14 protein-coding genes are annotated in these 14718 nt (G+C 70.0%); 9 read left to right on the top strand and 5 right to left on the bottom strand.

The genetic code is table 11. From position 1 onward, the window contains the following. Positions 1–55 precede the first annotated feature (55 nt). From ACNF49_RS00215 to ACNF49_RS00200, 4 genes are all read left to right on the top strand, one after another. Positions 56–1372 (top strand): hypothetical protein, encoded by a 1317-nt coding sequence (locus ACNF49_RS00215; protein WP_482942436.1) that lies wholly within the window; start codon positions 56–58, stop codon positions 1370–1372. A gap of 5 nt (positions 1373–1377) precedes the next feature. Continuing rightward, a complete protein-coding gene (locus ACNF49_RS00210) occupies positions 1378–2118 on the top strand; it encodes a class F sortase (protein WP_357967343.1) in 741 nt (246 codons plus the stop codon). 15 nt (positions 2119–2133) lie between these two features. Continuing rightward, entirely contained in the window at positions 2134–2793 is a 660-nt protein-coding gene (locus tag ACNF49_RS00205) for a hypothetical protein (protein WP_482942435.1), read from the top strand. A gap of 72 nt (positions 2794–2865) precedes the next feature. Continuing rightward, complete coding sequence (locus ACNF49_RS00200) at positions 2866–4011, top strand: acetyl-CoA C-acetyltransferase (RefSeq protein ID WP_357967347.1); 1146 nt, start codon at positions 2866–2868, stop codon at positions 4009–4011. 367 nt (positions 4012–4378) lie between these two features. Here the strand turns inward: ACNF49_RS00200 and ACNF49_RS00195 are convergent, their stop codons facing one another. From ACNF49_RS00195 to ACNF49_RS00180, 4 genes are all read right to left on the bottom strand, one after another. Continuing rightward, a complete protein-coding gene (locus ACNF49_RS00195; protein ID WP_482942434.1) occupies positions 4379–4969 on the bottom strand; it encodes a TetR/AcrR family transcriptional regulator in 591 nt (196 codons plus the stop codon). After that, complete coding sequence (locus tag ACNF49_RS00190; protein ID WP_482942433.1) at positions 4966–5397, bottom strand: hypothetical protein; 432 nt, start codon at positions 5395–5397, stop codon at positions 4966–4968. Before ACNF49_RS00190 ends, ACNF49_RS00195 begins: the two co-directional genes overlap by 4 nt. A 20-nt stretch (positions 5398–5417) precedes the next feature. After that, positions 5418–6839, bottom strand: coding sequence for a serine hydrolase domain-containing protein (locus ACNF49_RS00185; protein WP_482942432.1), 1422 nt, complete (start codon positions 6837–6839; stop codon positions 5418–5420). A 70-nt stretch (positions 6840–6909) separates the two neighbouring features. Beyond that, positions 6910–7380 (bottom strand): Lrp/AsnC family transcriptional regulator, encoded by a 471-nt coding sequence (locus tag ACNF49_RS00180; protein WP_357967358.1) that lies wholly within the window; start codon positions 7378–7380, stop codon positions 6910–6912. A gap of 80 nt (positions 7381–7460) precedes the next feature. Here ACNF49_RS00180 and ACNF49_RS00175 point away from each other — a divergent pair, with 80 nt between their 5' ends. The 5 genes from ACNF49_RS00175 to ACNF49_RS00155 all read left to right on the top strand — a co-directional run bounded on the left by ACNF49_RS00175 (position 7461) and on the right by ACNF49_RS00155 (position 13891). Continuing rightward, positions 7461–8708: an APC family permease gene (locus tag ACNF49_RS00175; RefSeq protein WP_482942431.1), complete on the top strand. Its 1248-nt coding sequence runs from the start codon at positions 7461–7463 to the stop codon at positions 8706–8708. Continuing rightward, the gene (locus ACNF49_RS00170; protein ID WP_357967363.1) at positions 8701–10572 is read left to right on the top strand and encodes an acyl-CoA dehydrogenase family protein; all 1872 of its coding nucleotides are present in this window, start codon (positions 8701–8703) and stop codon (positions 10570–10572) included. Before ACNF49_RS00175 ends, ACNF49_RS00170 begins: the two co-directional genes overlap by 8 nt. 208 nt (positions 10573–10780) lie before the next feature. Then, on the top strand, positions 10781–12049 hold the full coding sequence (locus ACNF49_RS00165) for an extracellular solute-binding protein (RefSeq protein WP_357967364.1): 1269 nt from the start codon (positions 10781–10783) through the stop codon (positions 12047–12049). A gap of 73 nt (positions 12050–12122) precedes the next feature. After that, the gene (locus ACNF49_RS00160) at positions 12123–13007 is read left to right on the top strand and encodes a carbohydrate ABC transporter permease (RefSeq protein ID WP_357967367.1); all 885 of its coding nucleotides are present in this window, start codon (positions 12123–12125) and stop codon (positions 13005–13007) included. After that, positions 13007–13891, top strand: a complete 885-nt coding sequence (locus tag ACNF49_RS00155; protein ID WP_357967370.1) for a carbohydrate ABC transporter permease — start codon at positions 13007–13009, stop codon at positions 13889–13891. Before ACNF49_RS00160 ends, ACNF49_RS00155 begins: the two co-directional genes overlap by 1 nt. Before the next feature lie 56 nt (positions 13892–13947). Here ACNF49_RS00155 and ACNF49_RS00150 read toward each other — a convergent pair whose 3' ends face one another. Further along, positions 13948–14661 carry a class I SAM-dependent methyltransferase gene (locus ACNF49_RS00150; protein WP_482942430.1) on the bottom strand — a complete coding sequence of 238 codons (714 nt, stop codon included), beginning with the start codon at positions 14659–14661 and terminating at the stop codon, positions 13948–13950. Between the last annotated feature and the right edge of the window lie 57 nt (positions 14662–14718).

The following is a 14718-nucleotide window of genomic DNA, read 5'->3' as shown; positions in this document are numbered from 1 at the left end:
ATCGGCTGGAATTCTGGCACGACTGTTGACACTGCGCTGAAACGGAGATGGACCCGTGCTTACGTCCCAGGCGTGGCGCCGCCTCGCCCACAAGACCTCCGCCTTGGGATTGATGGGCACGCTCGCCGCCTTCTCCGGCTCGGTCTTCGCCGTGTCGACCGCGACCGCGGCTTCGGCGACGGTCTCGGCGGCCGTGCCCAAGCAGTTCGCCTACACGTGCGCCGCTGGTGGCCCGTTCAGCAACACGTCGATCAGCATCGGGCTGAGCGGTCCTGACTCGGTGACCGCAGGCGGCACCTTCGACCTGTCGGTGAGCATCCCCGCGCTGACCCTCACGACCGCACCCACACAGGCGACGACCGTGCAGGTGACCGCCACGCTGACGCCGACGGGCGGCACGGTCAGTGACCCGGGTGCGAAGCCCGGAGCCGCAGTGTCCGCCACCTCCACCGCCGTGCCGGCGGGCGAGGTGAAGTACAAGGTGTCGGTGCCCACCACCACGACGAGCAAGGTGAGCATCAAGCCCGGCGAGGTGAAGCTGGCTCTGACCAGCGGGTCCACCAGCGCGACGACCTGCACGACTGTCTCCACCGAGGTCCTCGACATCCCCATCGGGACCGGCGGTGGGACCGGGACTGAGGTGGTCGCGTACAAGTGTGATCTGGTGGACAGGACGATCACCGACCCGGCCTACCCGGCCGACGTGGACATCAAGCTCACCCCCACCCTGCCCACCAACGCCAAGACGAACGAGGAAGCCAGCATCACGTGGACCAGCACCGTCGAGAGCAGCAGCCTCGACAAGCTGAAGGCCCCCACCGGCTTCCCCACGACCGGCGGCAAGTACTTCCTCAACGTGAAGGCGACCGGCGCGGGCGTCACGCAGCCCGCGGCGGCCGAGGCCCCGCTGACCGGGGTCGTCGTCGGGCAGGACATCACGCTGCCCAGCGTCACCGTCAAGGTCAAGCCCACCACGACCGGCCAGGTGACGCTCGTCCCCGGCGACCTGGTCCTCGGCACCTCGGCCACGGCGACCACCGGCAGCACGATCAAGTGCACGGCCCCCACGACCGGCCTCAAGAACTTCACCTTCCAGGTGGTGGCCGGCACGGGGACGAGCCCGTCGCCCACGCCGACCCCCACGCCCACTCCCACGCCGACCCCCACCCCCAAGCCGACCAAGACCAGCACCGCGACCGTGACCGTCACTCCGCCCAACAAGTCCAAGACGCCCAAGGCGGGGGCCGACACGGGAGCCGGTGGTGAGGCGGGGCCCGACGGGCGGCTGTTCGTCCTCACCGGCACCGTCCTGATCGCGGCCGCGGCGGCCGGTGGGCTGGTGCTGCGCCGGCGTACCGCCGGCAGGGGCTGAGCGGCGTGGCCGGGCAGTATCCGTACGGCGGCCCGCCGCCGCGGGACCGGGGGAGCACCGCGCTCAGGACCGTGCTGATCGGCGCGGCCATCGCCGGGGTCGTCACGGTCGTGGCGGGCATGCTGATCGTGCTGCAGTCGCCCGAGGAGTACGGCATGGACAGGGACGCCCTGCCCGTGGCCGTGCAGACGCAGGCGTCGGGGCAGCCGCAGCAGGCGTTGTTCCAGGCGCCGCCGGACCAGCCGCCGCCGCTGCCGGAGATCACGCCGGCGCCGCCGATGCTGCCCTCGACGCCGATCCGGATCGTGATCAAGCGGCTCGGCATCAACGCGCCGATCAAGTCCGTGGGGCTGGCCAAGGACGGGACGATCGAGGTGCCGCCGTCCGACAATCCCAACCTGGTCGGGTGGTACCGGAACATGTCCACGCCGGGCCAGGAGGGCCCGGCGGTGCTGCTCGGGCACAAGGACACCAGGACGCGCAGCGCCGTGTTCAGCCGCCTCGGCGAGCTCAGGCACGGCGACACCATCGAGGTCAAGCGCCAGGACAAGACGACCGCCGTGTTCACGGTCGGCGGCGTGGAGCAGGCGAGCAAGAAGACGTTCCCGACCGAGCGCGTCTACGGGAGCCGGGAGAACGCCCAGCTCCACCTCATCACCTGCGGTGGTGCCTACGATCGCACCATCGGCCACTACAACGACAACATCATCGTCTACGCGACGATGACGAGCTCCTATCGAAGCTGATTCGCGGAGGCGGGCATGGGCTGGTTGGCGAAGCGGAAACTGCGTACTGGCCCGACGGCGGCCCTGCCCGCCAGACCGGACCTCGCCGAATTGTTACGGATCGTCCGGCTGGCCGATCCCGACGCGCGGCGCGAGGGCGACGACATCGTGGCGGCGGACGTGCGGGTGTTCGCGCCGGTCGAGGCCGACGCCGAGCTGACCGGCGGGGTGCTGGAGAAGGCGTGGGCCTGCCGGGTCACCGCGGAGGGGCCGCTGCCGTTCGACTTCTTCGACCGTTACCTGGCCGAGGGGCTGGCCTTCCGGCTCAAGGGGCTCGCGGTGTGCCGGGGCGAGGTGAGCGATCCGGCCGACGGCGAGGAGGGCGGTCCCGCCGTCATCCTGCCGGTACGCCCGTCCGCCGACGACCTGGCGCCCCTGCTGGAGCAGGGGGAGGACGAGTTCACGTACACGTCGGGCGACATCCGGGCCGCGCTGGTGCCGCAGAAGGGGCAGCCGCCGGCGGTGCGGGAGCTGCTGCCGTTCGCCACGGAGCTGACCGCGATCGAACTGCGCGGCGAGGAGCCCGTCAAGCTCGGAAGCCTGGCGCTGGAGCTGGCAGAATCGCTGAACGGCCTGGTCGTGGACCGGTGGCGGTTCAGGATCGACGCCGCGGAGGACCTTCTGCCTCCGGAGTGACGAGCCACAGAACGTCGTTCTGTTGTAGTCTCTCCCTAATAACCGAATAATGCTCGGTTTCCAGGAGGCACTGTGGCAGAGGCGTACATCGTCGGAGCGGTCCGTACCCCGGTCGGCAAGAAGAAGGGCGGTCTTTCCACCGTCCATCCCACCGACCTCGCCGCCCACACGCTGAAGGCGCTCATCGACCGCACCGGCGTCGACCCGGCGGCGGTCGAGGACGTCATCATGGGGTGCGTCATGCAGTTCGGCCCCCAGAGCATGGACATCGCGCGCAACGCCTGGCTGTCGGCGGGGCTGCCCGAGACGACGGCCGGCGTCACGATCGACCGGCAGTGCGGGTCGTCCCAGCAGTCGATCCACTTCGCCGCCCAGGGCGTCCTGTCGGGCACCCAGGACCTGGTGGTGGCCGCGGGCGTGGAGTCGATGAGCATCGTGCCGATGGGTGCGTCGATCACCGCCGCGCTGGAGAAGGGCATGCCGTTCCCGTTCGGCGACAAGTGGGTCGAGCGCTACGGCAAGCAGGAGATCTCGCAGTTCCGCGGCGCCGAGCTGATGTGCGAGAAGTGGGGCCTCCAGCGTGACGTGCTGGAGCAGTTCGCCTACGAGTCCCACCAGCGTGCCGCCAAGGCCGTCGCGAACGGCTACTTCAAGGACCAGATCGCCCCGATCAACGGCGTCGAGGACGACGAGGGCCCGCGTCCCGACACGACGCTGGAGAAGATGGCCGGGCTCAAGACCCTGAAGGAGGGCGGCCAGATCACCGCGGCCACCTCCTCGCAGATCTCCGACGGCTCCGGGGCCGTGCTGATCGCCTCCGAGCAGGCCGTACGCGAGCACAACCTGACCCCGCGGGCCCGCATCCACCAGCTCGCGCTCATGGGCGACGACCCGGTCTACATGCTGACCGCGCCGATCCCGGCCACGCAGCGGGCGCTGCGGAAGGCGGGCATGTCGATCGACGAGATCGACGTCGTGGAGATCAACGAGGCGTTCGCCCCGGTGCCGCTGGCCTGGATCAAGGAGCTGGACGCCGACCCCTCGAAGGTCAACCCCAACGGCGGCGCCATCGCGCTCGGCCACCCGCTGGGCGGCACGGGAGCGATCCTGATGACCAAGCTGCTGCACGAGCTGGAGCGCACGGGCGGCCGCTACGGCCTGCAGACGATGTGCGAGGGCGGCGGCCAGGCCAACGTCACCATCATCGAGCGGCTCTAGGAGAAACCGGTCCTGGAAAGGGTGAGCGCCGCCTCCCGGGCGTACGAGGGGAGGCGGCGCTCGCTAACTACCATCCCGGTAGTTGTCTAGCGGCCCTTGGGCGGGATGATCCGCCGGGGCGGCACGACCGGGCGCTGCGGCATCTTGGGCAGTTGCCGGGGCGGCACGGGCGTGGCGGTCTTCTTGGCTGAGCGAACTCGCATGCGAAGCTCCTTTACGCGAACTCAGGACGCGGCTCGGTACGGGCCGGGCGTCGACGAGCACAGCGTGGCCGCGTCTGTCGGACGATGGACTGAGGTGGCTGCTGTCACAGGTAAAGGCGCATGACCGACAAGCTACGGCGTGTCCGTAACGCCGGGCAACTGAATTATTCGGCCGCCGCGAGCTGCTGCTCGAAGCCCGACACCATGGCTCGCAGGCCCGCGTCGAACCACTGGTCGTAGAAGCGCAGAGCGTCCGCGTCGTGGGTCTCGGCGGTCGAGCCGACCTGGGCCAGGGCGTGGCCGAGCACGTAGACGCCCACCGACTGCACCGCGTTGACGGTGTCGCCGGTGGGCACCCCCGCCGCCTCGAAGCGGGCCAGCAGGCCGGAGATCAGCTCGGCGCCGCGCCGTGGGTCCACCGGGTGGGTGGCCAGCAGCGGGACGGCGCGCGGGTGGGCGAGCAGGAAGCGGCGGTAGGCCACGGCGAACCCGGTCAGCGCCCGCGGCCAGTCGGGGACCGGCGTGTAGCCGGACATGGCCTCGGTGAACAGCCGGTCGACGACCAGGGACACGAGCGCGTCCCGGTTGGGCACGTGGCGGTAGAGCGACATGGCGGCCACTCCGAGGTCGGCGCCCAGGCGGCGCATGGTCAGCGCGTCGGGGCCCTCGGCGTCGAGGATGCCGACGGCCGCGGCCACGATGCGCTCGACGGTGAGCACGGCCGGCCGGCCCGCCCGCCTGGGTGCCTGAGTCATGCGGTCAGCGTAACGACGATCGTGGTCGCCAGCATGAGCAGGGACAGCACGCCCACCACCATGTGCTGGACGTCGATGACCACGGCGTGGCCCGCGGTCGGCAGGATCTTCCAGGTGCGGCTGTACTCGCGCTGGTAGAGCTCGCGCTGCTCGGCCGTGGCCGTCCCGAAGTAGGGCAGCCACCAGCTCCGTACGTGCCCGGCCATGACCAGGACGCACAGGACGGTCGCGGCGACGAGCGACCACGTGCGGTGCAGCCCGATGCCGGCCGCGATGAGCAGCGGGAACGGGTAGTTGATCGCGGCGGCCAGGGCCCGCCCCCTGACGTTCGCGCCGCTGAGGTCGTTGAGCGGGAACATGGGCACCCAGTCGGTGACGACGAGCCAGGCGAGCCACGCGAGCGGGACGGTGACGGCGACCGCGATCATCGGGTTCTCCTCGAATTTGCTTACTTGGTAAGCTTACACAGTACACAAATTCGGACCACGGCGGTCAAGAGTCCGGCGACAGCCGCGGCGAGCAGGGTGAGCGACAACGACGCCGGGAAGTAGGTGAGCTGCTCCCAGGTCACGTACCGGCCGTTGAGCAGCACGGAGACCCAGTTCGGGTAGAACGCGAACAGCAGGACCGGCAGCAGCACCGGCACCAGCCGAAGGGCGATCCGCCACCACGGCTTCCCCGACCGCCGGGACGCCCACCGCCGCGCCCGCAGCACGCCCATGACCCCGAGGCCGGCCGCCACGACGGCGAGCAGGCCCAGCACCAGGTCGTAGAGCTGCCGGTCGCCGCCCAGGGTCGCCGGCGCGCGGCCCTCGCTCATCGCGGCCAGGCCCCGCATGATGTCGTAGGTGGGGTCGTAGAGCGAGGCGCCGTTGGTCATGACGGCGAAGCCGTAGCCGGTCTTCGGCGAGACGGCCTCGACGGCGTTGTAGGTGAACAGGTTGCCGGAGTGCACGAGCAGGCCGGACTCCTCCTCCAGGCTCCAGCCCATGCCGTAGCCGTGCAGGCCGGGCTTGTGCATGGTCTCCAGGCTCTGCTTCTTGACCAGCGGGCGGCCGGCGCCGTTCTGGGCGATCAGCCACTTGCCCATGTCCGCGGCATTGGTGATGACCGCGCCCGAGCCGCTGCCGTCCAGGAAGCCGGACGCCTCCGGCCGGGGCAGCCACATGCCGTAGACCGAGACGGAACCGTCCGCCGGCCGGACGGCCTGGGCGCTCACGGCGCTGCCGGTCATGCCGAGCGGGCCGAAGACGCGGTCCTTCATGTAGGCGTCGAAGGGGCGGCCGCTCGCGGTCTCGACCAGGCGGGCGGCCAGGTCGTAGTTGACGTTGCAGTAGGCGTACCGGCTGCCCGGGTCGGCGGCCAGGCGGCCCCCGGCCAGGCGGGCGGTGTAGTCGGCCAGCGAGCTTGCGGACTCCAGGTCGCCGATGTCCAGCGAGCTGTCGGACAGCCCGGAGGTCTGGTTCAGCAACTGGCGCACGGTGATCCTGGCGTGGCGTGGGTCCGCCATCCGGAAACCGGGAAGCTGCCCGGCCACCGGCTCGTCCAGCGCGATCTTCCCCTGCTCCACCAGGGTCATCACGGCCAGCGCGGTGAACGACTTGCTCACCGAGGCCACCCGCATCGGCGTGGCCGCGGTGATCGGTCGCCCTTCGGAGTCCTTGCCGTACCCGGCGGCGTGCACGACCTTGTCGCCACGGGTCACCACGACGGACAGACCGGGGACGCCGGTGGCCTCCAGCGCCTCGCGCAGGTAGGAGTCCACGGCGGCGGGGGTCGGCTCGACGGGAGCGGAGGCAAGGGCCGGGGCGGAAGCGGGGGCGAGGGTCAGGGCCGCGGCCAGCCCGGCGAGGGCGATCTTCAAGCTCATGCAGGCAAACGTACGGAGAACGCCCCCACCGCCGAATCTGCCGACGGTCTAGTGGCACCCCCGACGAAAGTCAGGTCTCCGTGGGGGACGGCAGCCGTTCGGGCACCGCGTCGTGCACCTGCTGGAAGATCACCGAGGTGCGGAAGCCGACGATCTCCTTGCGCTTGCTGAGCCGGTCGAGCAGGAAGGAGTGGAGGTGGTCGAGGTCCTGGACGGCGACGTGCAGCAGGAAGTCGTCGCCGCCGGCCAGCACGAACACGCTCAGCACCTCGGGCAGCTCGGCGGCCGACTGCTTGAACGCGTTGATCACGGCCCGGCTCAGCGGGCGGACCTGGACCGAGACCATCGCCTGCGTGCTCCGGTTGAGCGCGGCGGGGTCGATGTCGGCGTGGTAGCCGCGGATCACGCCGCGCCGGGTGAGCGCCCTGACCCGTTCCAGGCAGGTCGAGGGGGCGATGCCGAGCCGGCGGGCCAGCTCCCGGTTGGACTGCCGCGCATCCGTTTGGAGCAGGCGGATGATCGCCGAATCAAGTTCGTCCATGACGCGATTCTGCACCTTTCTCCGATCGAACGTTCGGTGGAGCGGGGGTAGGTCCGAACGATCGGGCTACTTTCGCGTGCATGACTGAACAAGGCCGGATGGGTGCGGGGCAGGGCGCGGCGTTGCTGGTGGGCGCGGTGCTGGGGCCGGGGATGCTGGTGCTGCCGCAGCTCGCCGCCGCGGCGGCGGGGCCGGCCTCCGTGCTGGCCTGGGCGGGGCTGCTCGCGCTGAGCGTGCCGGTGGCGCTGACGTTCGCGGCGCTCGGCGTCCGGCATCCCGACGGGGGCGGGGTGGCGAGCTTCGCGGGGCTGGCCTTCGGGCCGCGGGCCGCCGCCGTGGTCGGCTGGTGGTTCTACGGGGCCGTGCCGGTCGGGACCGTGGCGGGCGCGCTGGTGGGCGGCCGGTACGTCGAGGCGTGCCTGGGCGTGGACGGCACCCTGGCCGGCGTGCTGATCCTGGCCGCGGCGTTCGCCGCCAACGCCGCCGGGCTGCGTACCTCCGGGCGGTTGCAGCTCGCCTCCGTCGCGCTGCTCGTCGCCCTGCTGGCGGTCGCCGTCGTCACCGCCGCCCCGCGGGCCGACCTCGACCGCTTCACCCCCTTCGCCCCGTACGGGCTCGCCGGGGTGGCCGGGGCGGCCGGGGTGCTCATGTTCGCCTTCGTGGGCTGGGAGGCGGCCAGCCACCTGTCGGCCGAGTTCGTCGCCGGGAGGCGCGGGCTGACCAGGGCCACCGTGGTCACCCTCGTCGTGGTCGGCGTGTTGTACCTGGGCGTCAGCATCACCTCGATCGGCGTGCTCGGCGCGGACATGACGGGAGTGCCGCTGAGCGCGCTGCTGGAGGCCGGGCTCGGGGGAGTGGCCCGGCCGGTGACCGGGGTGCTGGCGGTGCTGCTGACGTTCGGGGCGGTCAACACGTACCTGGCGGGGGCGGCGCGGCTGGGGGTGGCGCTGGCCAGGGACGGGGCCATGCCCGCCTGGCTCGCCGGGGGACGCGGGCCGTACCGGAGCCTCGGGGCGCTGGCCGTGCTGACGGTGCCGGTCGTGGTGTGGGCGGTGGACCTGGACCTGCTGATGCGGGCCACCTCGGCGTGCCTGGCGGCCGTCACGGCGGCGGGCGTGGCGGCGGCGGTGCGGGTGCTGCCCGCCGGGCGGCTGCGAATCACCGCCGTCGTGGCGACCGGGATGTCGGCGGTCGCGCTGGCCTGCTGCGGGGCCTTCCTGGCGGTGCCGGCCGTGCTGGCCGTCGTCGCGCTGGGCGTGCTTAAAGCCGTCAGGCGGGCAGTACTCCCAGCACATGACGGCGCACCGTCGGGAGGGTGCCATGAGTGAGCAGACCACGTACGCGGAGAGCAGGCAGGTCGGCGAGCAGGCCAGGGAGCGCGAATGGACGCGGCCCAGCTTCGCCAAGCAGCTGTTCCTCGGCGATCTCCGGCTGGACCTGGTGCATCCGGCGCCCAGGCCGCCGGCCGAGGCCGCCGAGCGGGGCGAGGAGTTCGTCCGGGCGGTACGGCGCTACCTGGAGACCCACGTCGACCCGGCCCTCATCGAGCGCACCGCGCAGGTGCCCGACGAGGTGGTCAAGGGCCTGGCCGACCTCGGGGCGTTCGGCATCACGATCGGCACGGAGTACGGCGGCCTCGGCCTGCCCTACCTGTACTACTGCCGGGCCCTCACGCTGGTCGGCTCCTACTGCCCCGCCCTGGCCACGCTGCTGTCGGCGCACCAGTCGATCGGCGTGCCGCAGCCGCTCAAGCAGTTCGGCACCGAGGAGCAGAAGCGGGAGTTCCTGCCCCGGTGCGCGGCCGGCGAGATCTCGGCCTTCCTGCTCACCGAGCCGGACGTGGGCTCCGACCCCGCCCGGCTGTCCACGACCGCCGTGCGCGACGGCGACGACTACGTGCTGAACGGCGTCAAGCTCTGGACGACGAACGGCGTCGTCGCCGACCTGCTCGTGGTCATGGCCAGGACCGGCGAGAAGATCAGCGCGTTCGTGGTCGAGGGGAACAGTCCGGGCATCACGGTCAGGCGCCGCAACAGCTTCATGGGCCTGCGCGGCATCGAGAACGGCGTCACCGAGTTCTCCCAGGTCAGGGTGCCCGCCAGGAACCTGATCGGGAAGGAGGGCCAAGGGCTGCGGATCGCGCTCACCACACTGAACACCGGCCGCCTGTCCCTCCCGGCGACCTGCGCGGGCAGCGTCAAGTGGGCCGTGAAGATCGCCCGCGAGTGGGGCAACGCCCGCGAGCAGTGGGGTCGCAAGGTGGGCCGGCACGAGGCCGTGGCGACCAAGATCGCCTTCATCGCGGCCACCGCGTACGCGCTGGAGGCCGTCAGCGAGCTCACCGCCCGCCTGGCCGACGACCGGAGCAACGACATCAGGATCGAGGCCGCCCTCGCCAAGCTGTACGCCACCGAGCTGTCGTACCGGGCGCTGGACGAACTGGTCCAGATCAGGGGCGGCCGCGGTTACGAGACCGCCGAGTCGCTGGCCGCCCGCGGCGAGCGTGGCGTGCCCGCCGAGCAGATGCTGCGCGACGCCCGCATCAACCGCATCTTCGAGGGCTCCTCCGAGATCATGCACCTAATGATCACCCGCGAGGCCGTGGACGCGCACCTGACCGCGGCCGGCGAGCTGATCAACCCCGAGGCGTCCCCCCAGGAACGCGCCCGCGCGCTCGGCCGGGCGAGCCGCTTCTACGCCGGGTGGCTGCCGACCCTGGTGGCCGGCTCGGGCAGCCTGCCCACGGGTTACACCGCCTTCGGCCCGCTGGCCCAGCACCTGCGCTTCGTGGAGCGGACCAGTAGGAAGCTGGCCCGGTCCACCTTCTACGGCATGTCCCGGTGGCAGGGGAGGCTGGAGCACAAGCAGTCCTTCCTCGGGCGGATCGTCGACATCGGGGCCGAGCTGTTCGCCATGACGGCCGTCTGCCTGAAGGCCGAGGAGGACGCCGACGACCTCGGACGCCGGCCGTACGAGCTGGCCGACACCTTCTGCCACCAGGCCCGGCGCCGCGTCCGCACGCTGTTCGACGAGCTCTGGGACAACAGCGACGAGCAGGACGTGCGCCTGGCCCGGTACGTGCTCGACGGCCGCTACGAGTTCCTGGAGGAGGGCATCCTCGACCCGTCCATCGAGGGGCCGTGGATCGGGACGCCGGACGGCGGCGAGAACGTGCGGAGAAAGATCCTGTGACGCCCGGTCTAGACCGGTTGTGAGCTTTTTCTGCCCTTAGTGTTTTCAAACCGATACCAGCCGGTATAGACCGGCTGCTGAACACGGGCTTACTCTGGCGCAAACGCGTTGAGCTGTGGCTCTCGCACCCCTCATCCCTTTGGACGGGGTCAGGTGGCTGGTACGGACCAGCGACCCGTCCGACGAGAAGGCGGTATCACCAGTGAACATGAAGCTTGTGGGCGGCGCCGCTCTCGGCCTTGCCACGATGCTGGTCCTGTCCAGCTGCGGCTCCGACGGCGGTTCGGGTGGCGACGGGAACAACACCCAGGCCTCGGGCGGCGGCCAGGTCACCCTCAAGATGGTCGCCGCCGACTACGGCGACGGCCCCGGCAAGCCGAACTCGGGCGAGACGTTCTGGAAGGGCGTCGTGGACGAGTTCCAGGCGGCCAACCCCAATATCAAGGTCGACGTCCAGGTCATCAACTGGAACGACATCGACAAGCAGGTCGCCACCATGGTCCAGAACGGCCAGGTGCCCGACATCCTGCAGACCGGCGACTACTCCGGCTTCGTCAAGGACGGCCTGCTCTACAAGGTCGACGAGGTCCTGTCCCCGAACGTCTCCGGCGACATGCTGCAGAAGTTCGCCGACTTCGGCAAGGTGGACGGCACCGGCTACGGCATCCCGTTCGTCTCCTCCGCCCGCGCGCTGTTCTACAACAAGGACCTGTTCACCAAGGCCGGCATCGCCGAGCCGCCCAAGACCTGGGACGAGCTCAAGGCCGCCGCCGAGAAGCTGAAGAAGGCCGGCGTGAGCCAGCCGTTCGGCCTCCCGCTGGGCCAGGAGGAGGCCCAGGGCGAGTCGTTCCTGTGGATGCTGGGCAACGGCGGCGGCTACAAGGACGCCTCCGGCAAGTGGGCCATCAACTCCCCGCAGAACGTCGAGACCTTCACCTACATGAAGGGCCTGGTCGACGCCGGCCTCACCAGCCCGAACCCGGGCACCAAGGACCGCAAGACGGTCTGGGAGGACTTCGGCGCGGGCAAGGTCGGCATGGTCAACGGCGGACCCATGTCCATCCCGATCTTCGACGCGGCCGGCCTGAAGAACTACGGCGTCGCGGCGATCCCCGGCAAGTCCGGCCCGCTCGACACCACCCTCGGCGTCATGGACTGGATCATGGCGTTCAACAAGAACGGCCACGCCGCCGAGATCAAGAAGTTCTTCGACTTCTTCTACACCGGCAACGCGGCGCAGAAGATCTCCGACACCTACAAGCTGCTGCCCGTCACCAACGGCGGCATCCAGAAGCTGTCGGGTGACGAGAAGCTCAAGCCGTTCCTCGACGCGCTGCCCAACGCCAGCTTCTACCCGTTCCAGGACCCGAAGTGGGCCGAGGTGAACCCGGCGATCAAGCAGACCATCGGCGGCGCCGTCAAGGACGACCCGGCCAAGGTCCTCGGCGAGCTGCAGAAGACCGCCGAAGCCAGCTGATCCAGCGGGGGTCTGTGGAGCCGGCGCGCGGGTCGCGTCCCCGCGCCGGCTCCACCGTCATGGAAGGTTCCTCATGAGAAGGTTGCGCGCCCTCGAACCCCTGGCCTGGATCGGGCCGGCCGTGGTGCTGATCGCGCTGGTCGTGCTCTGGCCCGTGATCGAGATGATCCGGTCGTCGTTCCTCAAGATCAGCCGGTTCGGAGTGGTCCAGGGAAACAACTTCCCGGCCAACTACACGAAGCTGTTCGGCGAGAAGGACTTCGCCGACATCATGATCCGCAGCGTGATCTGGGTGGTCGCGGTCGTCGCGCTCACCGTGCTGATCTCGCTCGCCCTCGCCCAGCTGTTCAACCAGCGCTTCCCCGGCCGCAAGATCGCCCGCTGGGCGCTCATCGCGCCCTGGGCGGCCTCGGTGCTGATGACGGCGATCATCTTCAAGTGGATGCTCGACCCCGAGGTCGGCGTGATCAACCAGATCAGGGTGAAGCTGGGGCTCATCGACGCGATGGGCGGCGCCTCCGCCGACCAACTCGGTGACGCCTCCAGCGCGATGCCGTGGCTGGTGTTCGTGGCGGTCTTCGTCTCGGTGCCGTTCACGACGTACGCGTTGCTGGCCGGGCTCGCGACCATCCCCGCCGACGTCTACGAGGCGGCCAAGATGGACGGCGCCACCAAGTTCCGGACGTACTGGTCGATCACGCTGCCGCTGCTGCGCCCCGCGCTCACCGTCGCCGCGCTGATCAACGTCATGAACGTCTTCAACAGCTTCCCGATCATCTGGGCGATGACCCACGGCCAGCCGGGCTACTCGACGGCCACCTCGACCATCCTCATGTTCATCCTCAAGAACTCGAACATCGGTGAGTCGGCCGCGATGTCCGTCGTGAACTTCGGCATGGTCATCGTGCTGACCGCGCTCTTCCTGAAGGTGTCGCGCTGGAACAAGGAGGTGGCGTGATGGCCGTGCAGACCATGTCCAAGACCGGTACGCGCCACCACCCCGGCCACCGCGGGCGGGCGCAGCGCCGCATGCCCCGGCTCAAGACCGTGATCGTGGCGGCCGCGGCCTACATCGTCGCGTTCGTCTTCCTGTTCCCGTACCTCGTCATGCTGCTGACCTCGCTGCGGTCGCAGGACTCGCTGCGCGAGGTGACGTTCTGGCCCGACGAGTGGGTGTGGTCGAACCTCGCCAACTTCTGGACCAGCGGCCTGGCCGGGAACCTGTGGGTGACGCTCAAGGTCGCCGGCGGCTCGACGATCCTGGTGCTGCTCGTGGCGCTGCCGGCCGCGTACTACTCGGCCCGGCACAAGTTCCGGGGGCGCACGGCGTTCCTGATCCTGGTGCTGATCACCCAGATGTTCCAGCCCACGGCCATGCTCGTCGGCATCTACCGCGAGTTCTACCAGTTCGGCCTGGTGGACTCGATCTGGTCGCTGATCCTGGTCAACGGCGGGTTCAACCTGGCGTTCGCGGTGTGGATCCTGAACGCCTACTTCGCCTCGATCCCGCGTGAGCTGGAGGAGGCCGCCTTCATCGACGGCAACGGCCGCTTCGGCGCGCTGTTCCGGATCACGCTGCCGCTGGCCATGCCGGGCGTGATCACCGCGCTGATCTTCACGTTCATCGCGGCGTGGAACGAGTTCGTGGTCGCCCTGACCCTGACCACGACCCCGGCCAACCAGCCGCTCACGGTCGCGCTCAACTCGTTCATCGGCCAGTACCAGGTGGACTGGCAGAACCTCTTCGCGGGCTCGGTGATCGCCACCATCCCGGTGATCATCCTGTTCGCGCTGATCGAGCGGAAGGTCGTCGGCGGACTGACCGCCGGCTCGATCAAGTAGAAAACGTCCGGCCGCCACCAACCCACCGGGTGGCGGCCGGGCTCACTTCCGGGGGCTCACTTCTGCGGGACGCGGGCCACGCAGAACACCGTCTGGCCGAACGGCGGAGTGATGAACCGCTCGATCAGCCGCGTGGCCGGGACCACCGTGCGGTCGTAGATCTTGACCAGACGCGGGTCGGGGTAGCCCACGCCGCCCCGCCGGACCGCCGCCCACCAGGCGATGCCGCCCAGGAAGTTGATCGGCTTGAGCACGTCGACGTCGAGCCCCGCCTTGGCCACCGTGGCGCGCAGGGTCTTGGGCGTGTAGCGCTGGACGTGGCCGACCTTGCGGTCGAAGTCCCCGTAGAGCTGCATGTAGCCGGGCACCCAGATGATGATCCGGCCGCCGGGCAGCGTGACGCGGGCCAGCGAGCGCAGCGCCTCGGCGTCGTCCTCGATGTGCTCCAGCACGTTCATCATGACGACGGTGTCGACCTTGTCCTTCAACGGGATCTCGGTCGGCAGGCCGAACTGCAGGACGTCGATGTCGTCGCGGCCCTCGAAGCGCTTCTCCAGCTGCTCGACGCAGTAGGGGTCGAAGTCGCTGACGACCAGGCGGTCGAGCCGCGGCAGGAACTGCTCGGCGAAGTGGCCCAGCCCGGAGCCGATCTCCAGCATCGAACGGCCGACGTGCGGGGCGACCATGTCGAACTCGTACTGCCGATAGTTCTTGGCCTCGTCCCCACCCAGGTGGTTCTCCAGGGCCTCGTCACCGGCCGCCGGTTGCACTACACGGTCATACCCAGAAGACATAGTCCCGTTCCTTTGAGGGGCAGACGGATTGCA

The sequence above is a fragment of the Actinomadura sp. ATCC 39365 genome (assembly GCF_054392275.1).
The sequence above is the reverse complement of the archived record's forward strand: the minus strand, read 5'-3'. Positions and strand labels throughout refer to the sequence as shown.